The organism is Oscillospiraceae bacterium, assembly GCA_025757985.1.
Lineage (GTDB): Bacteria > Bacillota > Clostridia > Oscillospirales > Ruminococcaceae > Gemmiger.
Window position 1 is genome coordinate 473,772 of the sequence record CP107210.1, and the last position, 21,135, is coordinate 494,906.

Annotated in this window: 24 protein-coding genes; 22 read left to right on the plus strand and 2 right to left on the minus strand. The window is 58.5% G+C overall.

The window, feature by feature from the left end:
• Positions 1 to 58: 58 nt before the first annotated feature.
• The 17 genes from OGM67_02350 (at position 59) to pta (ending at position 12,940) form a co-directional block, all read left to right on the plus strand.
• On the plus strand, positions 59 to 1,387 hold the full coding sequence (locus OGM67_02350) for a DUF512 domain-containing protein (GenBank protein UYJ35196.1): 1,329 nt from the start codon (positions 59 to 61) through the stop codon (positions 1,385 to 1,387).
• A gap of 17 nt (positions 1,388 to 1,404) precedes the next feature.
• A complete protein-coding gene (der, locus tag OGM67_02355; protein ID UYJ35197.1) occupies positions 1,405 to 2,748 on the plus strand; it encodes a ribosome biogenesis GTPase Der in 1,344 nt (447 codons plus the stop codon).
• Positions 2,749 to 2,751: 3 nt separating this feature from the next.
• Entirely contained in the window at positions 2,752 to 3,429 is a 678-nt protein-coding gene (gene plsY / locus OGM67_02360) for a glycerol-3-phosphate 1-O-acyltransferase PlsY (protein UYJ35198.1), read from the plus strand.
• A gap of 95 nt (positions 3,430 to 3,524) precedes the next feature.
• Positions 3,525 to 3,866 carry a hypothetical protein gene (locus OGM67_02365; GenBank protein UYJ35199.1) on the plus strand — a complete coding sequence of 114 codons (342 nt, stop codon included), beginning with the start codon at positions 3,525 to 3,527 and terminating at the stop codon, positions 3,864 to 3,866.
• Between the two features lie 118 nt (positions 3,867 to 3,984).
• Positions 3,985 to 4,251 (plus strand): hypothetical protein, encoded by a 267-nt coding sequence (locus OGM67_02370; protein UYJ35200.1) that lies wholly within the window; start codon positions 3,985 to 3,987, stop codon positions 4,249 to 4,251.
• 15 nt (positions 4,252 to 4,266) lie between these two features.
• Positions 4,267 to 4,695, plus strand: a complete 429-nt coding sequence (locus OGM67_02375) for a hypothetical protein (protein ID UYJ35201.1) — start codon at positions 4,267 to 4,269, stop codon at positions 4,693 to 4,695.
• Positions 4,692 to 5,606 carry a F0F1 ATP synthase subunit A gene (locus OGM67_02380; GenBank protein UYJ35202.1) on the plus strand — a complete coding sequence of 305 codons (915 nt, stop codon included), beginning with the start codon at positions 4,692 to 4,694 and terminating at the stop codon, positions 5,604 to 5,606. The genes OGM67_02375 and OGM67_02380 overlap by 4 nt, the downstream gene beginning before the upstream one ends.
• Positions 5,588 to 5,827: an ATP synthase F0 subunit C gene (atpE, locus tag OGM67_02385; protein ID UYJ35203.1), complete on the plus strand. Its 240-nt coding sequence runs from the start codon at positions 5,588 to 5,590 to the stop codon at positions 5,825 to 5,827. The genes OGM67_02380 and atpE overlap by 19 nt, the downstream gene beginning before the upstream one ends.
• Before the next feature lie 29 nt (positions 5,828 to 5,856).
• A complete protein-coding gene (gene atpF / locus OGM67_02390) occupies positions 5,857 to 6,363 on the plus strand; it encodes a F0F1 ATP synthase subunit B (protein UYJ35204.1) in 507 nt (168 codons plus the stop codon).
• On the plus strand, positions 6,360 to 6,896 hold the full coding sequence (gene atpH / locus OGM67_02395) for an ATP synthase F1 subunit delta (GenBank protein ID UYJ35205.1): 537 nt from the start codon (positions 6,360 to 6,362) through the stop codon (positions 6,894 to 6,896). The genes atpF and atpH overlap by 4 nt, the downstream gene beginning before the upstream one ends.
• A 42-nt stretch (positions 6,897 to 6,938) precedes the next feature.
• Complete coding sequence (gene atpA, locus OGM67_02400) at positions 6,939 to 8,459, plus strand: F0F1 ATP synthase subunit alpha (GenBank protein ID UYJ35206.1); 1,521 nt, start codon at positions 6,939 to 6,941, stop codon at positions 8,457 to 8,459.
• Positions 8,460 to 8,480: 21 nt separating this feature from the next.
• On the plus strand, positions 8,481 to 9,335 hold the full coding sequence (atpG, locus tag OGM67_02405) for an ATP synthase F1 subunit gamma (GenBank protein UYJ35207.1): 855 nt from the start codon (positions 8,481 to 8,483) through the stop codon (positions 9,333 to 9,335).
• Positions 9,336 to 9,363: 28 nt separating this feature from the next.
• Positions 9,364 to 10,758 carry a F0F1 ATP synthase subunit beta gene (gene atpD, locus OGM67_02410; protein ID UYJ35208.1) on the plus strand — a complete coding sequence of 465 codons (1,395 nt, stop codon included), beginning with the start codon at positions 9,364 to 9,366 and terminating at the stop codon, positions 10,756 to 10,758.
• A gap of 12 nt (positions 10,759 to 10,770) precedes the next feature.
• A complete protein-coding gene (gene atpC, locus OGM67_02415) occupies positions 10,771 to 11,184 on the plus strand; it encodes an ATP synthase F1 subunit epsilon (GenBank protein ID UYJ35209.1) in 414 nt (137 codons plus the stop codon).
• Positions 11,185 to 11,289: 105 nt separating this feature from the next.
• Positions 11,290 to 11,526, plus strand: a complete 237-nt coding sequence (locus OGM67_02420) for a DUF1294 domain-containing protein (protein UYJ35210.1) — start codon at positions 11,290 to 11,292, stop codon at positions 11,524 to 11,526.
• 82 nt (positions 11,527 to 11,608) lie between these two features.
• A complete protein-coding gene (locus OGM67_02425; GenBank protein UYJ35211.1) occupies positions 11,609 to 11,785 on the plus strand; it encodes a hypothetical protein in 177 nt (58 codons plus the stop codon).
• A gap of 189 nt (positions 11,786 to 11,974) precedes the next feature.
• Positions 11,975 to 12,940: a phosphate acetyltransferase gene (gene pta, locus OGM67_02430; GenBank protein ID UYJ35212.1), complete on the plus strand. Its 966-nt coding sequence runs from the start codon at positions 11,975 to 11,977 to the stop codon at positions 12,938 to 12,940.
• 213 nt (positions 12,941 to 13,153) lie between these two features.
• Here pta and OGM67_02435 read toward each other — a convergent pair whose 3' ends face one another.
• Together OGM67_02435 and pyk are read right to left on the minus strand one after the other, a co-directional pair.
• Positions 13,154 to 13,615, minus strand: a complete 462-nt coding sequence (locus tag OGM67_02435; protein UYJ35213.1) for an S-ribosylhomocysteine lyase — start codon at positions 13,613 to 13,615, stop codon at positions 13,154 to 13,156.
• A gap of 9 nt (positions 13,616 to 13,624) precedes the next feature.
• Entirely contained in the window at positions 13,625 to 15,370 is a 1,746-nt protein-coding gene (gene pyk, locus OGM67_02440) for a pyruvate kinase (protein UYJ35214.1), read from the minus strand.
• Between the two features lie 238 nt (positions 15,371 to 15,608).
• Here pyk and OGM67_02445 point away from each other — a divergent pair, with 238 nt between their 5' ends.
• From OGM67_02445 to OGM67_02465, 5 genes are all read left to right on the plus strand, one after another.
• Entirely contained in the window at positions 15,609 to 16,784 is a 1,176-nt protein-coding gene (locus OGM67_02445; GenBank protein UYJ35215.1) for a phosphopentomutase, read from the plus strand.
• The gene (locus tag OGM67_02450) at positions 16,765 to 17,601 is read left to right on the plus strand and encodes a YdcF family protein (protein ID UYJ35216.1); all 837 of its coding nucleotides are present in this window, start codon (positions 16,765 to 16,767) and stop codon (positions 17,599 to 17,601) included. The genes OGM67_02445 and OGM67_02450 overlap by 20 nt, the downstream gene beginning before the upstream one ends.
• A gap of 12 nt (positions 17,602 to 17,613) precedes the next feature.
• Positions 17,614 to 18,378: an alpha/beta hydrolase-fold protein gene (locus tag OGM67_02455; protein UYJ35217.1), complete on the plus strand. Its 765-nt coding sequence runs from the start codon at positions 17,614 to 17,616 to the stop codon at positions 18,376 to 18,378.
• Positions 18,365 to 19,897 carry a DUF6056 family protein gene (locus OGM67_02460; GenBank protein ID UYJ35218.1) on the plus strand — a complete coding sequence of 511 codons (1,533 nt, stop codon included), beginning with the start codon at positions 18,365 to 18,367 and terminating at the stop codon, positions 19,895 to 19,897. Before OGM67_02455 ends, OGM67_02460 begins: the two co-directional genes overlap by 14 nt.
• Before the next feature lie 107 nt (positions 19,898 to 20,004).
• The gene (locus OGM67_02465) at positions 20,005 to 21,135 is read left to right on the plus strand and encodes a cysteine desulfurase (GenBank protein ID UYJ35219.1); all 1,131 of its coding nucleotides are present in this window, start codon (positions 20,005 to 20,007) and stop codon (positions 21,133 to 21,135) included.

Consider the following 21,135-nt stretch of genomic DNA (forward strand, 5'->3'; position numbering starts at 1 on the left):
GGAGGGCGATGCCTTCCCCATTTTTTGTTGAATAACCATCGGAAGAGGAGTGTGACGAATGGCCCTGTATGTGACGGCAGTAGATGAAAATTCCCCCGCAGAAAGGCTGGGTATTTCCGTGGGCTGCGCCCTGCTGGCCATCGATGGCCACCCCCTGAACGATGCACTGGACTATCAGTTCTATACAACGCCGGCTCAGTTTTCGCTTGCCCTGTGTGAGCATGAGCAGCACCGTACCGTGCAGGTAGAAAAAGGGGAGTATGAGCCGCTTGGCTGCAACTTCAAGACCTATCTGGGCGATGAAAAGCACAGCTGTTCCAATCACTGCATGTTCTGCTTTATTGATCAGCTGCCGCCCGGTATGCGGGAACCGCTCTACTTCAAGGACGATGACGAGCGCCTCAGCTTTCTGTTTGGCAACTATATCACACTGACAAACCTGTCAGAGCATGAGATCGACCGCATCATCCAGATGCACATCAGCCCCATTTTTGTATCAGTCCACACTACCAACCCGCAGCTGCGGGTGCGGATGCTGGCCAACAAGCGCGGCGGTGAGGTACTGCAGTATCTTCCCAAACTTGCGGCGGGCGGCATTGAGCTGAACTGTCAGCTGGTGCTGTGCCGCGGCATCAATGACGGGGAGGAACTGCGCCGCACCCTGCAGGATCTTTTGGCCCTGCACCCCCGGGTGGGCAGCATCGCCGCTGTGCCGGCCGGCGTGACCGATTACCGAAAGGGCCTGTACAAGCTTACCGCGTATGATAAGGAAAGCGCCGCCGCCACGCTCGATATACTCGAGGAATTCGCGGCCCGATGCCGCGCCGAGTACGGCCGCAGCATCGTCTATCCCAGTGACGAGTGGTATCTCACCGCTGAGCGCCCGATCCCCCCGGCAGAATTCTACGATGAATTTGCCCAGCTGGAGGACGGGGTCGGCATGTGGCGGCTCTACCATGACACCTTCATGGAGGAGCTGGATAACTACGCGGGCCTTGTGCTGCCGCACAGTCTTGATGTTGTAACAGGCACGCTCGCTGCACCGCTCATCCAAGACTGCGCCGAGGCCCTGATGCGGAAATATCCGCAGGTGCAGGTCACAGTCCACGCGATCCGCAATGAATTCTTCGGCGGCAATGTCAGCGTGGCGGGGCTTGTGACCGGCACCGACATCATCAGGCAGTGCCGTGGCAGGCTGCAGAGCGACCTGCTCGCCGTGCCCGAGGTTATGGTTCGCGATGAAAAGGGCCAGTTTCTGGACGACATCACGCTCGAGCAGCTTGGCAGGGAGCTGGGCTGCCGTGCTATCAGCATCCCCACCGATGGCGGCGGGTGCTGTAAGGCATACCTGAGCAGTCATAAACGCAAGATTAAACTCAAACGATAAGAGGGAGGAAGGCAGACATGGCAAAACCGATCGTAGCCATTGTGGGCCGCCCCAATGTGGGTAAGTCCACCATTTTCAATAAGCTGACCGGCCAGCGCCTCGCCATTGTCGAGGACACGCCGGGCGTTACCCGCGACCGTATCTTCTGCGATTGCGAATGGTCCGGCCACAAGTTCCTGCTGGTGGACACCGGCGGCATAGAGCCCCGCATTGATGACGGCCTGCTGGCCCACATGCGTGAGCAGGCCCAGTTGGCCATCGACTCCGCCGACTGCATCGTCATGGTGACTGAGCTGTCCGCCGGTGTGACGCCGCAGGATCAGGATGTTGCCAGTATGCTGATGCGCAGCGGCAAGCCCGTGGTGCTGGCCGTCAACAAGTGCGACAAGGTCGGCGAGCCGCCGATGGAGCTGTATGATTTTTACAGCCTCGGCCTCGGTGAGCTGATCCCGGTCTCCGGCGTACATGGCCACGGCACCGGCGACCTGCTGGACGCCGTCTGCGCTCACCTCAATTTTGAGGAGGAGGAAGAGGACACCGATGACCGCATCACCGTTGCTGTCATCGGCCGCCCCAATGTCGGCAAGTCCAGCCTGATCAACCACATTCTGGGCGAAAACCGTCTCATCGTTGCCAACGAGGCAGGCACCACCCGCGATGCCATCGACACAATGGTCGAGAACAAGTATGGCAAGTTCGTCTTTACCGATACCGCTGGTCTGCGCAAGCGCGGCAAGGTGGAGAGCGGCGTGGAGCGCTACAGCGTTCTGCGCAGTCTGGCCGCGGTCGAGCGCAGCCGTGTCTGCGTCATCATGATCGACGCCACGGTCGGCTTTACCGAGCAGGACTCCAAGGTCGCGGGCTATGCCCACGAGCAGGGTAAGGCCTGCATCATCGCCGTCAACAAGTGGGACGCTGTCGAGAAGGACAGCTACACGATGGACGCCATGCGCAAAAAGCTGGAGGAGGACTTCAGCTTCATGTCCTATGCCCCCATCATCTTCATCAGCGCCAAGACCGGCCAGCGTGTCGATAAGCTGTTTGAAACCATTCATTTTGTCGATGTCCAGAACGGCACCCGCGTGCCCACCGGTGCGCTGAATGAGATGCTGGCCCGTGCCACCGCCAAGGTCCAGCCGCCGTCCGACAAGGGCAAGCGTCTGAAGGTGTTCTATATTACTCAGATTTCGACCCGCCCGCCGACGTTCGTCTGCTTCGTCAACCAGAAGGCTCTGTTCCATTTCTCGTACCAGCGTTATCTGGAAAACCAGATCCGAGAGACCTTCGGTCTGACCGGCACCCCCATCAAGATGATCACCCGCGAGCACGGCGACGGCGCGGTCAAAGCAGGGAAGGTGTAACCCATGGTGAAAAATATCCTTCTGGCCTGCGTGCTGACCGCAGCAGGCGGTTACCTGCTGGGCAGTATCCTGTTCGGCGTGCTGATTTCTAAAGTCATGTACAACGATGATGTGCGCAACCATGGCAGCGGCAACGCCGGCATGACGAATGTGCTGCGCACCTACGGCAAGCTGCCCGCTGTGTTCACCACCATCGGCGATGTGGGCAAGAGCGTGGCCGCCGTCAACCTGGGCCGCTTTATCTTTGACGCGCTGCTCTCCGGCACAGGTGCGGCCTGGCAGAATCCGCTGGACCCCGTCTGCGGTGCGTATCTGGCCGCCATCTTCTGCATGATCGGCCACAGCCGCCCGATTTTCTTCGGCTTCAAGGGCGGCAAGGGCGTTCTGGTGGGTGCCGGTGCGGCGCTTGCCACCGAGCCGCTCGTCTGTGCAGTCCTGCTGGTTGTTTTCCTGATCGAGGTTGCGATTACCCATATCGTCTCGCTTGGCAGCATTATCATCGCTGCTCTGTACCCTGTCGGTACCCTCATCAACCTCATCGCGCACGGCGCAGGCGTGCCGACAGTTGTGTTCAGCACGATTTGTTGCTGCCTTATGGCCGCTATGGTTATCTGGCTGCACCGCTCCAACATTGAGCGGCTGCGCAAAGGCACCGAATACCGTTTCGGACAGAAGAAGTAACCTGTCCAATTCCACCGCATGATTTTGGTCATGCGGTGTTTTTTGTACATTGAGTTTCCGTTTGTTTATCCGTTATACTAGGGAGGTAACGCGCCATGGCAGATTCGATTGATGCTGTCTGGGCACTGCTGCAGCAGCACCAACAGGAGGTATTTCACACAGCCAAGGGTCTGCCCTTTACCTACACGATCCGGGGCGGGGAGCTGTTTGTGGATCGACGGCAGAAGTCTATCACGGTCTCTACCGTAGCAAACGCACTGGGAAAAATTTCCGCCCTGGAGGAGGCGGGGATTGAGATCAGCGGCCCTAAAAAGCTTGGCTTCTATGGGGCAAGCTATCTCTATCCGGTATTGCTGACACTGGGGGTCATAGCGGCACCCGCACCCGGAGAAGCAGAGCAGCTGCATTTCGGAGAGACAGAATTTACCATGTCGTAAATTGTGAACACAGTATGAAAACTATACAAAATACATGGCGCGCGTGAAAAATAACTGTTGAAATACAGTGCACTCTGTTGTATACTGTGAGTATACGGCAAAGGTGGGGAACAGTATAATGAAAAGCCTATACGATGCCGCCCGCCATCTGGTCTGGCTGACCCAGTTTGGGTTGTCTGTTGTGATTCCGCCTGTGGTGTGTATCATAGGTGCGGTCTGGCTGCGCCGTCAGCTTCAGCTGGGCGGATGGATCGTAGGCGTGGGCGTAGCCATCGGTGTGCTGGCGGCTGTCAGCTGTCTGCGCAGCTCGCTGCAGGCGCTGGACAGGCAGGGAAAGACAGCAGAGCACAAGGAGCCGCCATCGGTTTCCTTTAATAATCATTAGAAAGGGGCATGACCCTTGCGCAAGCATCAGGACATTTTGCGGCAGTCCGGCCAGTTGGCCGTTGCCGTGGCACTCTGTATCGCCGCTATGCTGGCAGTGTATGCGCTGGCCGGTTATTATACTACGGAAGTGCTGGTCGGTGCGCTGATCGGGTTTGTGCTGGCCATGGGCAACTTCCTCGCGTTGAGCATCACGGTGTCCAATGCGCTGGATCGCGCTGCCAACGGCGGCAGCCCCCAAAAGGCACAGCTTGAGATCCAGACCTCCAGCGTGGTGCGGCCGGTAGTGCTGGTGATCTTCTATATCCTGATCTTCCGGGCAAAGCTGTGCGACCCGGTGGCGGCGATCCTACCGCTTCTCTTTGCACAGGTCAGCCTGAAGCTGATCGAATTTTTCCGTAAGGACCCCGCAAAGTCTGAAAAGGACGGTGATTCAACCCCATGAATGGTCCGAAAATCTACTTTACTATACCGCTGCTCGGCGGCATCGACATTACCCAGACGACCGTTTCTTCCTTTGTAGTCATGGTGCTGCTCTGCACGGCGGCCGTTGTGCTGGGCGGCAACCTGCAAAAGAGACCCGGTCGGCGGCAGGTGCTTGTTGAAAAGGGCGTGACGATGCTCTACGACATGGTCGAAAGCACGATGGGCAAGCACAACAGCTATTGGACGCCCTATATCGGCGCGCTGTTCCTCAGCTCGATCTGCGGTTCTTTTATCGGCATGACCGGTATTTTCCGCTCATCTACCGCTGATTTGTCCACGACCTTTACTTGGGCACTGATGACCAGCTTTCTATGCTGGGGCTGTTCCATCAAGCGCAACGGCGTGGGCGGCTGGCTCAAGGGCTTTACCGAGCCCATCGTGGTTATGACGCCGATGAACCTTGTCTCTGAAATCGCACAGCCGATCTCTATGGCGTTCCGTCATTTCGGCAACATTGCTGGCGGCAGCGTTCTGACCAGTCTGGTCTATTCGGCGCTGGCAACCGTCTCGGCTGCCGTGCTGGGCCTTGTGGGCCGCAGCATTGTGGTGGGCATCGTGATCCTTGCCATTGGTGCGGCGCTGCTGTACAGCGGCGTCAAGGGCAAAAAAATGGCCCGTAAAATCTTTGGCACGGTCTTTGCCGTGACCGGCGCACTCTCCCTCTTGGGGCTGACAGGCGTACCTTATCTGGAGGTCGGTGTTCCCGGCATCCTGAGCCTGTATTTTGATATTTTCTCCGGCGGCGTACAAGCCCTTGTTTTCAGCCTGTTGACAATGGTGTACGTGGGCAATGCCTGCCCGCCCCCCGGAGGAAGCCTGAATCCGTATTTATTATTTAGGAGGATATTTCTATGGAAGCTGCAATCGTAAAAGCTGCCTGCGCCATCGGCGCCGGTATCGCAATGGGCTTTGGTGCTATCGGCCCGGCTATCGGTGAAGGCAACGCCGTCGGCAAGGCGCTGGAGGGCATGGCCCGCCAGCCTGAAATGGCCAACGACCTGCGTACCAACATGATTCTGGGCTGCGCCATCACCGAGTCGACCGGTATCTACTCGCTGGTCATCGCGCTGCTGCTGCTCTTCGTCTTCTGATACTACTGCCGAAAATGGAGGAATAGCTCATGACGGGCTTTGAAAGTTTTGTAGGCGTCAACCCGTGGACTGCGCTGTTTACCTTCTGCAATATGCTCATCACCTTTGCCGTACTGAAAAAGTTCCTTTTCAAGCCGGTAAAGCAGATGATCGATGACCGTCAGCAGGAGATCGATACGATGTACGCCGATGCCGATGCTGCCAAGCAGAAGGCCGCCGACCTTGAGAAAGAGTACGCGGATCATCTGCAGAGCATTAAGGATGAGCGCGACACAATGCTGCGTGAGGCGACCGCCCGTGCCCAGAAGCGCGAGGAGGAGATCGTCAACGAGGCAAAAGCCGAGGCTGCATCCATACGCGCAGCGGCGGAGGCTGACATTGCACAGGAACGCAAGAAGGCTGTCAACGACCTGAAAAACGAGATCGGCAGCATGGCTGTCGAGATCGCGGGCAAGGTCGTGGAACGCGAGATCAGAGAGTCTGATCATCAGGCCCTGATCGATGAATTTATCCGGAATGTGGGGGATGCCTCATGACCGAGCTTGCGAAACGCTACGGCGGCAGCCTGTATGATCTGGCGGCAGAGGAGGCTCTGACCGATCGGCTTTTACAGGAGCTGCAGACTGCGGTGGACAGCATCAAGGCCGAGCCACAGTATCTGCGGCTGCTGGCAACGCCCAGCGTACCCAAACAGGAGCGCTGCGACCTGCTGGCAAAGGCCTTCGAGGGTGCCCACCCGTATCTGGTCAACTTCCTCAAGCTTCTGTGCGAGGAGGACCTCATCGCTGAGCTTCCCGGCTGCCTGCGGGCGTACCGCGACCGCTACAACGCCGACCACGATATTCTCGAGGTCACGGCGGTGTCGGCTGTTGCGCTGACCGCGGCCAACCGTGAAAAGCTGCTGGCAAAATTGCAGAATATGACAGGCAAAAACATCGTCCTGACCGAGACCGTGGACCCCACCGTTCTGGGAGGTATCCGGCTGGATATGGGCGGCACACGCCTGGACGGCACCGTGCAGCGCCATCTCGAGCGTCTGCGTGAGGAAATCGACGGTGCCACCCTTTAAAGGAATTGCACCCATTCTATAGATTGTGTGGTGAACCAAACAGTGCAACTGAAACCCGAACAGATCTCCCGCATCATCCGTTCCCAGATCAAGTACTATGAGAATGCCATTGAGCAGACCGAGACGGGCACGGTAACGATGGTGGGCGACGGTATTGCGCGCGCTGCGGGGCTTGACAACTGTATGGCCGGTGAGCTGGTCCAGTTTGAGAGCGGTACCTACGGCATGGCGCAGAACCTGGAAGAAAACAGTGTCTCCATCGTCCTGCTTGGTGACGATGAAGGCATCAAAGAGGGCAGTACCATCAAGCGTACCGGCAAGGTCGTCTCCGTGCCTGTCGGTGAGGGTATGATTGGCCGCGTGGTCAACGCGCTGGGCCAGCCCATTGACGGCAAAGGCCCCATTGAGGCTGCCGACTACCGCGCCATCGAGAGCCCGGCCCCCGGTATTCTGGAGCGCCAGCCGGTCAAGCAGCCGCTGCAGACCGGCATCAAGGCCATCGACTCGATGATTCCCATCGGCCGCGGCCAGCGTGAGCTGATCATCGGTGACCGCCAGACCGGTAAAACGGTCATTGCGACCGATACGATCATCAACCAGAAGGGCAAAGATGTCCTATGCATTTATGTTGCCATCGGCCAGAAGCGCTCTACCGTGGCAACGCTGGTGGAGAACCTTGAGAAAAACGGTGCTATGGCATACACGACCGTTGTCTGTGCGACCGCATCGGAGCTCAGCCCCCTGCAGTATATCGCCCCCTACGCAGGCTGCGCTATGGGCGAGTATTTCATGAACAAGGGCAAGCATGTCCTCATCATCTACGATGACCTGTCCAAGCATGCTGTTGCCTATCGTGCGCTTTCGCTGCTGATCCGCCGTCCCCCGGGACGCGAGGCCTATCCCGGCGATGTCTTTTACCTGCACAGCCGTCTGCTCGAGCGCGCGGCCAAGCTCAGTGATGCCAAGGGCGGCGGTTCTCTGACCGCGCTGCCCATCATTGAAACGCAGGCCGGTGATGTCTCGGCATATATCCCGACGAATGTGATCTCGATCACGGACGGACAGATCTTCCTCGAGACGGAGCTGTTCCACGCAGGCATCCGCCCCGCTGTCAACCCCGGTATCTCGGTTTCCCGTGTCGGCGGCAATGCCCAGATCAAGGCGATGAAGAAGGTCGCCGGTACGCTCAAGCTGATCTACTCTCAGTATCGTGAGCTGCAGGGCTTTGCCCAGTTCGGCTCCGATCTGGACGCCGATACCAAGGCGCGTCTGGCACAGGGCGAGCGCATCGTTGAGGTGCTGAAGCAGGACCGCAACAGCCCTGTTGCCGTTGAAAAGCAGGTCGCTATTCTCTATGCAACGATCCACGGCTACCTCAAAGAGGTTGCGGTGCCCGATATTGTCGAGTATGAGCGCCGCCTGTACACTTACCTTGACGAAAATGTCACCGCCGCCGGTGTGATGGAGACCATCCGCACCTCCGGTGATCTCAAGCCTGAGACGGAGGAGCAGCTCAAGCAGGTGCTCGCCGACTTTACGGCTGAATTTTTGAAAGAAAAATAAACTGCAAAGGAGGTGCCGCCGATGGCCGGTTCCATGAAAGAAATCAAGCTGCGTATCCGAAGCGTCGAAAGCACCATGCAGATCACCAAGGCCATGGAGCTTGTTGCGTCCAGCAAGCTGCGCCGTGCAAAGGAGCGCGTCGAGGGCAGCCGCCCGTATTTTGAAACGCTCTACCGTACCCTGTACGACATCGCCAGTGCAGATTCAGACTTTGACAGCCCCTACCTCGCCAAGCGGGCGACAAACCGCCGCCTGTATATCGTCATCGCGGGTGACCGCGGTCTGGCGGGCGGTTATAACTCCAATATCCTGAAGGCTGTCGAGGCCGATGCACAGGGCAGCGACTACTGTGTGCTGCCCATAGGCAAAAAAGCGGTCGAGCATTTTGAGCGCCGTAAGGCTGAGATTCTGACCACAAGCTTTGCCGAAGCAGGCGATTTGTCGGTCAGTGACTGCTTTGAAATTTCGCGGCTGGTCTGCCGGAAGTTTTTGGCAGGGGAGTTTGATGAGATACGCCTTGGTTTTACGCAATTTGTCTCTATGCTGACCCAGACGGCCACCGTGCTGCCGGTTCTGCCTTTCGATGCGCCGCGCCCGGACCCGGGCTACGAGCACGAAAGTCTGATGCTGTATGAGCCGGACAGCAAGGCGGTCTTTGATGCGATCATCCCGGAGTATCTGGCCGGTGTTGTCTACGGTGCCCTCTGCGAGAGCGTTGCCAGTGAGCAGGGCGCGCGCCGCATGGCCATGGATGCCGCCACCAAGAATGCCGGTGAGATGATCGACCACCTGAACCTGTACTACAACCGCGCCCGTCAGGCCGCTATCACGCAGGAAATTACCGAGATTGTGGCCGGTGCTGACGCGGAAAGCTAACGAAAAGCCCACTAAAGGAGTGTGTGCTATGCCAGAAAAACACATCGGAAAGGTAGTGCAGGTCATGGGACCTGTACTGGACATCCGATTCAAGGACGGTGAACTGCCCGCCCTGCTCAACGCTATCGAGTTGGAGAACAACGGAAAAAAGCTGATCGTTGAGGTTGCCCAGCATGTCGGTGACAATGTGGTCCGCTGCATTGCGATGGCCGCCACAGACGGCCTTGTCCGCGGTACGGATGCGATCGACACCGGTGAGCCCATCAAGGTCCCCGTTGGTGACGAGTGCCTCGGCCGCGTATTCAACCTGCTCGGTGATCCCGTTGATGAGCAGCCTGCTCCCCAGAATGCGGAGCATTGGCCCATCCACCGTTCAGCCCCTGCCTTTGATGAGCAGGAGTCTGCCACTGAAATTCTCGAGACCGGCATCAAGGTCGTTGACCTTATTTGCCCCTACGCCAAGGGCGGCAAGATCGGTCTGTTCGGCGGTGCCGGTGTCGGCAAGACCGTTCTGATTCAGGAGCTTATCTATAACATTGCCACGGCCCACAACGGCTACTCTGTCTTTACCGGCGTCGGCGAGCGCACCCGTGAGGGCAATGACCTCTACGGTGAGATGCGCGAGAGCGGCGTTCTGAGCAAGACGGCGCTGGTCTACGGCCAGATGAATGAGCCGCCGGGAGCGCGTATGCGCGTGGCCCTGTCCGGCCTGACGATGGCGGAGTATTTCCGCGATGTCAAGCATCAGGATGTGCTGCTCTTCATTGACAACATCTTCCGTTTCACGCAGGCCGGCTCTGAGGTCTCGGCGCTGCTGGGCCGTATGCCCTCCGCCGTTGGCTACCAGCCCACGCTGGCCACCGAGATGGGCGCCCTGCAGGAGCGTATCACCTCCACCCGCAAGGGCTCCATCACCTCGGTGCAGGCTGTCTATGTGCCTGCCGATGACCTGACCGACCCGGCGCCTGCCACGACCTTTACCCATCTGGACGCTACCACGGTTCTGAGCCGTGACATTGCCTCTCAGGGTATCTACCCGGCCGTGGACCCGCTGGACTCCACCTCGCGTATCCTCTCGCCTGAAGTTGTCGGGCAGGAGCATTACGAGGTTGCCCGCGCCGTGCAGCAGGTTCTGCAGCGCTATAAGGAGCTGCAGGACATTATCGCTATTATGGGTATGGACGAACTGTCCGAGGATGACAAGATTACGGTTGCCCGCGCCCGTAAGGTGCAGCGCTTCCTGTCCCAGTCCTTCCATGTGGCAGAGCAGTTTACCGGTATGCCCGGTCAGTATGTGCCGCTGAAGGAGACCATCCGCGGCTTTAAGATGATCCTGAACGGTGAGTGCGACAGCATCCCCGAAAGCTGCTTCCTGTTTGCCGGCACCATTGATGATGTTCTGGCCAAGGCCAAGCAGCAGTAAGGCGGTGGTCGTATGGCAACTTTCCCGCTCAAGATCATGACGCCGGACGGCGTCGCCTATGACGGGCTGGTCACATCGGTGTCCTGCCGCACGATCAACGGTCAGGTCCAGCTGCTGGCAAAGCATATTGACTTCTGTACGGCACTGGGCATGGGCGAGGCTCATATCAAGCTGGAGGACGGTACCACCCGCCGCGCCGCCTGCATGGGCGGTATGCTCAGCATGATGCAGGGCGAGTGCCACCTGCTGGCCACTACCTTTGAATGGGCTGATGCCATTGATGCCGAGCGCGCGGCCCGCAGCAAGGCGCGTGCCGAGGAGATACTGGCCCAGAAAAATCTCGACAAGCGCGATATGGAGCTGGCCGAGGCTCGCCTCAGACGCGCACTCGTGCGCAGCAGTGTAGCTGCCCGCAAGGATATCTGATCTACACCTTTGCCCCCGCTTAATGGCGGGGGCATTTTGCTATGTCTTGCGCTTTACAATAAGAGCGCGTATAATAATACCATGAATACTGCACTGATATATTCTATGATAATAAATACGCTGGCCCTTTGCCTGATGGGGATTGATAAGCACCGCGCCCGCACGCGCCAATGGCGTATCCCGGAGCGCGTGCTGTTCGGCGCAGCCCTGCTGGGCGGCAGTGCCGGAGCTTGGGCCGGTATGTATCTGTTCCATCATAAGACCCGCCACTGGTATTTTGTGGTGGGTATGCCGTTGATCTTGGCGGTACAGGCAGCGGCTGTCATCTATCTGACGCACTGAAGCAGGGGAGGTGTACCCGGTGTCATTCTGGAACAGACTGCTCCGCAGACAGGCTTCGCCCGTACTGACACCGCCGGACGGAATGCAGGAGTCTGATATAGCACTTGAGAGCAGCATCTGCACCGGTGAGACGGTCATTGGCTTTCGCAGCAAAGCGGATGGCAGGCTGCTGAACGCAGTGGCTGTGCGCAACCGCGCGGATATTGCGGCCTTTTACAGAAGCTATGGCTTTTCTTACACAGGCAAATTTGATAAATAATTCGCAATGTTTTCTTGACATTTTATTAACTTTGTGAATTATCTTGCTTTTGTCTGCCAAACTATGCATTTATTGCGGAGATTCCCCCGCATTCGCACATTTTCTTTGCAAAGCGCAAAATGGGTGCTATAATAACAATGTAAGTGTTGAGCAGCCGTAGACTGCTAAAATCATGGAGGTTATCAGAGTATGTCCATTTTCGAGAATTTTGAGAAGAAGCTGCAGGCTGAGCCGAAGTCCATCGTCTTTACCGAGGGCACGGACGCCCGTATCCTGTCCGCCGCAAGCCGTCTGCTGGCCGGCAAGACCCTGAAGGTCATTCTGCTGGGCGAGGTCGAGGCTGTCAAGCAGGCTGCTGCCGAGGGCGGCTTTGATATTACCGGTGCCGAGATCATCGACCCTGCTGCATATGCCGGCTTTGACGAGATGGTCGCCAAGATGGTCGAGCTGCGCAAGGGCAAGATGACCGATGAGCAGTGCCGTGCCGCTCTGTCCAAGGGCAACTACTTCGGCACCATGCTGGTCAAGATGGGCAAGGCTGACTGCCTGCTGGGCGGCGCCACCTATTCTACCGCTGACACCGTGCGTCCCGCACTGCAGCTGATCAAGTGCAAGCCCGGCATCAAGTCCGTCAGCTCCTGCTTTATCCTGATGCGCGGTGACGAGAGCATTGCCATGGGTGACTGCGCCATCAATATCGACCCCTCCGAGGATGAGATCGTTGAGTCCACCATCGAGACTGCACATACCGCCGAGGTCTTTGGCATCGACCCTCGCGTTGCACTCCTGTCCTACTCCACAAAGGGCTCCGGCAAGGGTGAGACTGTTGATAAGATGCGCAATGCTACCCTGCGTGTGCAGGAGGCTTGCCCCGATCTGAAGGTTGACGGTGAGCTGCAGTTTGATGCCGCCGTTGCCCCTGAGGTCGGCCAGCTGAAGGCACCCGGCTCCAAGGTCGCAGGCTATGCCAATACCTTCATCTTCCCCAACATCAACGCCGGCAACATCGGCTATAAGATTGCACAGCGTCTGGGAGGCTTCGAGGCCTACGGCCCCATTCTGCAGGGCCTGAATGCCCCTATCAACGACCTGTCCCGCGGCTGCAACGCCGAGGAGGTCTACAAGATGGCCCTCATCACTGCCGCGCTGATCTGAGTTAAGATCCCTGCATAATGATACCGCCACCCGCTGTTTTTCAGTGGGTGGCGGTTTTTGCGTTGCAGGAGCGGATATGGAATTCGCCCCTACAAGAGCTTTTTGACAGCTTGCTATGTATACCCCTGTATTCTGTAGGGGCGGATTCCATATCCGCCCGCTAAAAATGCCCGCTTCGTTTCCGCAGCGGGCATACTATTTATATATTGCTGATTAGTAATGCAGCTTTTCAGCGTCCAGAGCCTCCAGCACAGGCAGCATGGCAGCGGCCTCGGCGCGGGCAGCGATGGGATCCATCATCAGATAGTTGCCGCATTCCACGGCGGACGCTCCGGGGATCTCTCCTTCAAATTCAGCCATCCATGCAAAGGCGCTGCGGGTCAGCTCCAGTGCCTCGGCAGGGGTCAGACCGGTGGTGACCAGATAAAACCCGGTCAAGCAGCCCATCGGGCCGACATAGACAACGCCCTTGCTGTATTTGCTGTTGCGCGCGTAGGTGGCAAACAGATGCTCCAGCGTGTGGGCGGCAGCCGGGGAGAGGTAGCTGCCCTTGTTGGGCTGCTTCATCCGGATATCCCAGGTCAGGATCTCGCCCTCGGCTCCGTCACGGCGGGAGAGGTACATACCCGGCAGCAGAGTGGTGTGGTCAACACAAAAGCTTGCAATGCGTTCCATTTCACAGCCTCACTTCGCCATAGCCTGCACAATACCGCGCGAGCAGTCCATCGAGATGACCATACCGTCCTTCAGCGTGCGGGTGGCATTGGTAGCACCAACGATAACGGCCTTATCCAGCGTCAGACCGACAATGGCGGAATGGCTGTTCGTACCGGCCTCCTCGGTGATGATACCGGCAGCCTCACGCATGAAAGGCAGCGTGTCGTTGGTGGTGAAGGGTACGACCAAAATCTGGCCGGGTTTGAACTTCTTGGTAGCCTCGGTGGCGTTGCGGCACACGCAGACCTCACCCTTGGCGTTGTGGTTGCCGATGCCGACACCGGCCAGCAGGGAATCGCCGACCATATGGACCTTAATCATGTTGGTGGTGCCGGAGATGCCGACGGGAACACCGGCGGTGACGACGACGAGGTCGCCGTCCTGCACAAGGCCCGCGCTCTTGGCCTTCGCAACCGACATACTGATGAGCTCATCGGTGGAGGTTGCGTAATCCATCATCAGCGGGGTGACACCGCGATAGACATTGAGCTGACGGCGGGTCGTATCGTCCAGCACGCAGGCAATGATCTGGGTGTCAGGACGGAAACGGCTCAGCAGGCGGGCGGTCTCACCGCTCTTGGAAGCCGTGATGATGGCGGAAGCGCCGATGTCTGTAGCGGTGGTGCAGGCGGCATGGCCAACGGCAGCGCTGACATTCAGGCGGGAGGAATCGCTGCGGGAGTGATGGACCAGACTGTCAAAGCTGGAGTCTGCCTCGGTGGTCTCGGCAATCGTAGCCATGGCCTTCAGCGCCTCGACGGGGTACTTGCCCGCGGCGGTCTCGCCGGAGAGCATGACAGCGCCGGTGCCGTCATAGATAGCGTTGGCAACATCGGTGATCTCGGCACGGGTCGGGCGGGGGTTGACAATCATGGAATCCAGCATCTGGGTAGCGGTAATGCAGATCTTACCGGCGCTCATGGCGCGGTCGATCAGGTGCTTCTGGATGGCCGGGATCTCGGCAAAGTCGATCTCAACGCCCATATCGCCGCGGGCAACCATGATGCCGTCGGCCACGGTCAGAATCTCGTCGATGTTGTCGATGCCCTCCTGATTCTCGATCTTCGCGATGATGCGGATCTTGGAGTTGTGCTCGTCCAGAATGTGGCGGATGTCCATAATGTCCTGCGCGTTGCGGGCAAAGCTGGCGGAGATCAGGTCAAAGCCCTGCTCGACACCAAACAGAATATCGCTCGTGTCGCGCTGGCTCATATACGGCATGGACAGATGCACGCCGGGAACGTTGACGCCCTTCTTGGTCTTGATGGTGCCGTCATTGCAGACGGTGCAGGCAATATCGGTATCGCCGACTTCATCAATGCGCAGCTCGATCAGGCCGTCATCCAGCATGATGCGGCCGCCGGGCTTGACGTCGTGGGGCAGGTCCTTGTAGGTGACGGAGCAGATCTCGTTGGTGCCCTCGACATTGCGGGAGGTCAGGGTGAACTTCTGGCCGGTGGTCAGCTTCTCCACACCGTTCTTGAACTCACCCAGACGAATCTCGGGACCCTTGGTATCCAGCATACAGGCAATGGGCAGATCCAGCTCCTTGGAAAGGGCACGCACCTTGTCAAAGCGGCCCTTATGCTCCTCATAGTCGCCGTGGGAGAAATTGAAACGGGCAACATTCATGCCATTTTCCATCAACTGACGCAGGATCCCCGGCTTATCGGTAGACGGACCCATTGTGCAGACAATTTTCGTTTTGCGCATAAAACATATCCTCCATAAACATTCCACATATTTATATACTTTGGCAAACCTTAGCGGTATTATACTACAAGTCAGCCCGGGGAAACAAGAGGGAAAAAGTTGCGGACAAAAAATTTTACCATACATTTATTGCTCTTTTACAGGTGGTGTGCTCTGCATTTCGTGTTTACTTTTTGGCAGCTTTACGGTATAATAGCGATAATAATAACTGTATACCAACTTACACAGGAGAAAGATTATGGCAAAACGCGTATTTTTGATCGTGCTGGATAGCTTTGGCGTTGGCGCAGAGCCGGATGCGCCGCAGTTCGGCGATGCCGGTACAAACACGCTGGCCGCTATCGCCGGTCATCCCAATTTCAAGGGAGAAAATCTGGCAAAGCTTGGCCTTTTCAATCTGGACGGTGTGACCTGCGGTAAGCCGGAGGCAACGCCCGTTGCCAGCTTTGCCCGCCTGCGCGAGGCAAGCGCCGGCAAGGATACGACCATCGGCCATTGGGAGATCGCGGGTCTGCTCAGCGCTGAGCCGCTGCCCACCTTCCCGGACGGTTTCCCGCAGGAATTGCTTGATGCATTCACGGCCAAAACCGGGTATCAGGTCCTCTGCAACAAGCCCTATTCCGGCACCGATGTCATCCGCGACTACGGCGAGGAGCATCTCCGGACCGGGGCGCTCATCGTTTACACCTCCGCCGACAGCGTGTTCCAGATCGCTGCGAACGAAGCCCTTGTCCCTGTGGAAAAGCTCTATGAGATCTGTGCCGAGGCGCGGGAGCTGCTCACCGGGAAGTACGGCGTCGGCCGTGTCATTGCCCGACCGTTTGTGGGGGACTGCGCCGCCAACTTTACCCGCACGCCGCGCCGCCATGACTACAGTCTGGTGCCGCCGCGCGATACAATGCTGGACGCTATCCTCGCTGCCGGAAAGCAGACCATCGGTGTGGGTAAGATCCACGACATTTTTGCAGGCAAGGGCATTGGGGAAACCATCCGCACCTCCGGCAATACCGAGGGGCTCCGGGTGACGCTGGAGCTGGCCGACCGCGATTTTGAGGGCCTTGCCTTCGTCAACCTCGTTGACTTTGACATGCTGTATGGCCACCGCCGTGACATTGCCGGCTATGCCGCTGCCGCTGCAGAGTTCAATGACTGGCTGCCGACCTTTATGGACAAAATGTGCCCCGGCGATGTGCTTATGGTCACCGCTGACCACGGCTGCGACCCCAGCTACACCAAGACCACCGACCACACCCGTGAGCATGTGCCGTTCCTTGTGTATGGCGATGAGATCCGCCCCGGTGTGAACCTGCATACACGCTACAGCTTTGCGACCATCGCCGACACGGTCTGCAAGGCGCTGGGCGTTGCGTACTGCCCGGCGGGCTGCGGCGTCTATGATGAAATTGCGAAGTAACGTGGGCGTACTGCTTCTTTACCTGCTGGCGGCGGTGCTGGTGGTTTACTCCCTCTCGCTGGTGTTCCTTTCCAACTTCAACATGGGCAACCTTATGGTCTGGCTGCTCACCGGCTGCGTTACCGGCTACGCTGTCTTTCGCAGACCCGTTAATGCGTGGTTTTCTGCAGGTATCGGGCGCGTGGTTTTTGGGGTGCTGGCGGTGCTGGTCTGCCTTTATCTGGCTGTTATTGCCTTTGTTGCTGTCAGCGGGTATCTTCACCCGCCTACAGGGAACGAGCAGGCCGTGATTGTGCTGGGGGCGGGCCTGCACAGGGACAAGCCCAGCAAGCTGCTGCAATACCGCCTTGACAAGGCCTATGCGTTCGCCGCTGCCCACCCCGACACGCTGGTCGTCACCAGCGGCGGGCAGGGCCGTGATGAGTGGGTCCCTGAGGGCGATGCCATGCGGGACTATCTGATTGCGAAGGGCTTGCCGCCCGAGCGGGTCCTGTCTGAGAACCGCTCCACCTCCACGGAGGAGAACTTTGCCTTTTCACTGGCGCTGCTGCAGTCGCGGGGCTTTTCACAGACGACCCCCATCGTCTATGTCTCCAATGAATTCCACTGCTACCGCGCTGGGCAGTATGCCGCAATGGCTGGCTTTACCAATGTGTCTGAGCTTGCCGCTGCAACACCGCTGCGCAGTGTGCTGCCCTGCTATATGCGGGAGGCACTGGCGCTGCTTTATTACTGGGTATTCAAAACCTCATCCTCCGGGCCGATGCATGCAATGGTCGGTCTGCTGGATCTGAATAAGAAATTCTTTTACAAATAGGAGGGGACTGCCATGCAGATCCGCTATTACAAAGAGTACAGCCGTTTTCTGAACCGATTTATGGAGTTCAAGGTCTACGGCCACGCCGGACGGCCCATCGTGATTTTCCCGTGCCAGAGCGGCCGCTTCTTTGACTGGGAGGACCGCAACATGTGCAACGCCGCTGCCCGCTGGGTGGATGACGGCCGGCTGCAGATCTTCACAGTGGACAGCATCGACCCCGAAAGCTGGGACAACAACGGCCCCGAGCGCCCGCGTATCGAGATGCAGGAGCGCTGGTACAATTATATCTGCGAGGAATTTGTGCCCCGCCTGCTTGAGATCAACCGTGAGCAGGGCGATGACCACACCGGCAAGATTCTGACCGGCGGTGCCAGCATGGGCGGCGGCCACGCCGTCAACTTCTTCCTGCGCCGCCCGGACATCTTCAACGGCACGATCGCACTCAGCGGCCTGTATTCCTCCGGCATGTTCTTCGGCGGGTATATGGACGATCTTGTCTACCGCAATTCCCCCTGCGATTACATGCGCAATTTTCCCACGACCCACCCCTACATGAAGCTGTTTGAAAAGGCCGATAAGTTCATCATGTGCTGCGGTCAGGGTGCCTGGGAGGGGGACCTGCTGGCCTCCACCCGAGAGCTGCAGGCCATTCTCGAGAGCAAGGGCATCCATCCCATCGTTGATATCTGGGGCGAGGATGTGTCCCACGACTGGTATTGGTGGGAGAAGCAGTGGGTCTACTTCCTGCAGATGACGCTGGATGACAAGAAGTAAGGATTTGTATATGGATTTCTGGCACGATGCAGCCGCGCAAAAGCGCTGGCTGCGCCGTTTTGCGCTGTTGATCGGCCTGCTGCTGGTGCCGGTGTTTGCACTGGCCGTCTTTGCCCGCCCCTCGGCGGATGATTATATCTACGCGGCCCGCACCCATGCGGTCATACAGCAGTACGGCTTCGACCTGCCGCGGCTGCTCAAGGCCGCGTGGGACACCAATGTCTACTACTATCAGAACTGGCAGGGGCTGTATGTCTCCGGCTTTACGCTGGCGTTTCAGCCTGCTATCTTCGGCAACCGGGTTTACGGCGTCACACTGCTCTGTGTGTTGCTGCCGCTCTTTTTCTGCCTGTACGGGCTGGCGCGCTGTGTAGTGCTGCGCTTGTCTGCGGCGCAAAAACGGCTGCCTTGGGCGCTGGCGCTGCTGCTGACCTTCGCTTTTATCGAGGGAATGCCCGCCCCGGTCGAGGGGCTGTACTGGTTCAACGGCGCGATGAACTACCTGCCGTATTTCTCGCTTGCGGTGCTGAACGCGGGCCTTGCCTTTGCGCTCTGCTTTGCTGCGCAGCTTACGCTGCGGCGCAGGGTGCTGTACGCAGCCGCAGGCTGCTTGTGCAGTCTGGTCATCGGCGGCGGCCATCAGGTAGCCGGGCTTTTGAATCTTCTTTTGCTGCTGCTCGCGGCAGTGCTCTGCGCACGGCGGCGTAACTTCTGGCAGTTGCCCGCCTTTGCGGCGGCAGTCCTTGGGCTGTTGCTTAATGTGCTGGCCCCCGGCACGCGGGTGCGCACAGCAGGCTTTTCCGGTGCAGGCTTCGCCGAGGCTGTTATCAAAAGCTTTATCCTTGCCGCGATGGAGTGGATCCGCTGGCTGGATGTACCACTGCTCTGCCTGCTGGCGCTGCTGGCGTTTCCGCTGCTTCACCTTGCCCGCAGTGCCGCTCTGCCGGACCGTGTGTTCCGCTACCCGTTTTTTGGCGCGGCAGTCACCTTTGTACTGATGTGGGGCATGATTTTCCTGCCGTCCTACACAATGGGCGGCATCGGCGCGGGGCGGCTTTTGAATGTCGTCTGGATGACCTTTGTGCTGGGGCTGGCTGCTACAGAGTTTCTTCTGCTCGGCTGGCTTGAGCGTGTGCGCGGCCTTTCCCTGCATGGTGCAGAGCAGTTTTGTAAACGCCATGCCCGGCGTCTGCCGCAGGCGACTGCCTGTATGCTGGTTTGCATGGCCTGCATCGGCAGCCACACCGTTAAGGAGGGGCAGGATAACCACTTTGCCACCAGCTTGGAGGCCGCCTATGAGCTGGCAGACGGACAGGCCGCACGCTACGCTGCGGCACTGGATGCGCGGGAGGCGGTTCTGACCGATGCCGTCCAACAGGATGTAACCATCCGCCCGCTGAACGGCGAGGAACGCCCCTGGCTCCTGTTCTACACTGATGTGGCGCCCGGGCCGGACATGTGGGGCCTGACGCCCTATTTTGACAAGCAGTCCGTCACGATTGCTGAGCCGAACGGATGATTTCCCCGGCCTTGTGCAGGGGGGTTGCGTGGTGTCAATTCCTATTGACAAAGTAGGAAACTGCGGTATACTATTCCGGTATACTACTGTAAAAGAGGGCACACGCCATGATCTACCTTGATTATACCGCCAACACCCCGGCAGACCCGGTCGTTTTGAACGCCTTTATCGCGGCGGAGCAACGCTACATTGCCAACCCCAACTCCACCCATATCGTCGGGCAGCAGGCCCGGGCTGAGATGGACCGTGTGACGAGCTCTATTGCGCAGCGCCTCGGCGTGCAGCCGGCTGAGATCATCTACACCTCCGGCGCAAGCGAGGCCAACAACCTTGCTGTCAAGGGCATTGCACAGGCCGCACGGCATATCGGTAAGCACATTATCTCCACCGAGCTGGAGCATTCCTCTGTGGGGGCGTCCTTATCCGTCCTGCAGCAGCAGGGATACGAGATCGACCTGCTGCGCATCGGCCGTGACGGCAGAGTAGACCTTGACCAGCTGCGGGAGCTGCTGCGCGATGATACAGTTCTGGTAGCAGTCTGCGCCGTGGACAGTGAGTTGGGCACCGTGCAGCCCATTCGAGAAATTGCAGAGTTCGTCAAAGCGTACCCCGGCTGCCGCCTGCATGTGGACGCAACACAGGCCGTTGGCAAAACGGACCTCTGGCTGGACGGCGTGGACACCATGAGCTTTACGGCCCATAAATTTTACGGCCTCAACGGCATCGGTGCGCTGTATAAGCGGCGCGGGCTGGTGATCACACCGCAGATCTCCGGCGGGGCCAGCACTACGATCTACCGCAGCGGCACACCAACGCTCGGGCTGGCGGTCAGTCTGGATGCGGCGTTGACCTTGGCGCTGGATGCACAGGCGGCGCGCACTGCGCAGGTCCGCTTGCTGCATGACCGCCTTGTGGCAGCGCTGCGGCGCTACAGCCTTGTGCGCATCAACAGCCCCGAAACTGCAGTGCCGCACATCATCAATGTCAGCGTCACTGGCATCAAGGGGACGCGGTTCCAGCAGGCTCTCAGCGAGCAGGGGGTCTGTGTTTCGGTCAAATCTGCCTGTTCCTCGGACGGGATGCCGTCCAAGGCCGTGTTTGCCGTCAGCCGTGACCGCCGCAATGCGCTGTCCAGCTGGCGCATCAGTATAAGCCACCTGACGACCGAGGAAGAAATCGAAGGTTTCCTGCAGGCCTTCGATACCTGCTACAAAACCCTGACAAACAAGGAGAATTGA

Bases quoted from the DNA above. Each gene is read 5' to 3' on its own strand.
- OGM67_02350 (UYJ35196.1), top strand. From the start codon at position 59: ATGGCCCTGTATGTGACGGCAGTAGATGAAAATTCCCCCGCAGAAAGG.
- der (UYJ35197.1), top strand. From the start codon at position 1,405: ATGGCAAAACCGATCGTAGCCATTGTGGGCCGCCCCAATGTGGGTAAG.
- plsY (UYJ35198.1), top strand. From the start codon at position 2,752: ATGGTGAAAAATATCCTTCTGGCCTGCGTGCTGACCGCAGCAGGCGGT.
- OGM67_02365 (UYJ35199.1), top strand. From the start codon at position 3,525: ATGGCAGATTCGATTGATGCTGTCTGGGCACTGCTGCAGCAGCACCAA.
- OGM67_02370 (UYJ35200.1), top strand. From the start codon at position 3,985: ATGAAAAGCCTATACGATGCCGCCCGCCATCTGGTCTGGCTGACCCAG.
- OGM67_02380 (UYJ35202.1), top strand. From the start codon at position 4,692: ATGAATGGTCCGAAAATCTACTTTACTATACCGCTGCTCGGCGGCATC.
- atpE (UYJ35203.1), top strand. From the start codon at position 5,588: ATGGAAGCTGCAATCGTAAAAGCTGCCTGCGCCATCGGCGCCGGTATC.
- atpF (UYJ35204.1), top strand. From the start codon at position 5,857: ATGACGGGCTTTGAAAGTTTTGTAGGCGTCAACCCGTGGACTGCGCTG.
- atpH (UYJ35205.1), top strand. From the start codon at position 6,360: ATGACCGAGCTTGCGAAACGCTACGGCGGCAGCCTGTATGATCTGGCG.
- atpG (UYJ35207.1), top strand. From the start codon at position 8,481: ATGGCCGGTTCCATGAAAGAAATCAAGCTGCGTATCCGAAGCGTCGAA.
- atpD (UYJ35208.1), top strand. From the start codon at position 9,364: ATGCCAGAAAAACACATCGGAAAGGTAGTGCAGGTCATGGGACCTGTA.
- atpC (UYJ35209.1), top strand. From the start codon at position 10,771: ATGGCAACTTTCCCGCTCAAGATCATGACGCCGGACGGCGTCGCCTAT.
- OGM67_02420 (UYJ35210.1), top strand. From the start codon at position 11,290: ATGATAATAAATACGCTGGCCCTTTGCCTGATGGGGATTGATAAGCAC.
- OGM67_02425 (UYJ35211.1), top strand. From the start codon at position 11,609: ATGCAGGAGTCTGATATAGCACTTGAGAGCAGCATCTGCACCGGTGAG.
- pta (UYJ35212.1), top strand. From the start codon at position 11,975: ATGTCCATTTTCGAGAATTTTGAGAAGAAGCTGCAGGCTGAGCCGAAG.
- OGM67_02435 (UYJ35213.1), bottom strand. From the start codon at position 13,615: ATGGAACGCATTGCAAGCTTTTGTGTTGACCACACCACTCTGCTGCCG.
- pyk (UYJ35214.1), bottom strand. From the start codon at position 15,370: ATGCGCAAAACGAAAATTGTCTGCACAATGGGTCCGTCTACCGATAAG.
- OGM67_02445 (UYJ35215.1), top strand. From the start codon at position 15,609: ATGGCAAAACGCGTATTTTTGATCGTGCTGGATAGCTTTGGCGTTGGC.
- OGM67_02450 (UYJ35216.1), top strand. From the start codon at position 16,765: ATGATGAAATTGCGAAGTAACGTGGGCGTACTGCTTCTTTACCTGCTG.
- OGM67_02455 (UYJ35217.1), top strand. From the start codon at position 17,614: ATGCAGATCCGCTATTACAAAGAGTACAGCCGTTTTCTGAACCGATTT.
- OGM67_02460 (UYJ35218.1), top strand. From the start codon at position 18,365: ATGACAAGAAGTAAGGATTTGTATATGGATTTCTGGCACGATGCAGCC.
- OGM67_02465 (UYJ35219.1), top strand. From the start codon at position 20,005: ATGATCTACCTTGATTATACCGCCAACACCCCGGCAGACCCGGTCGTT.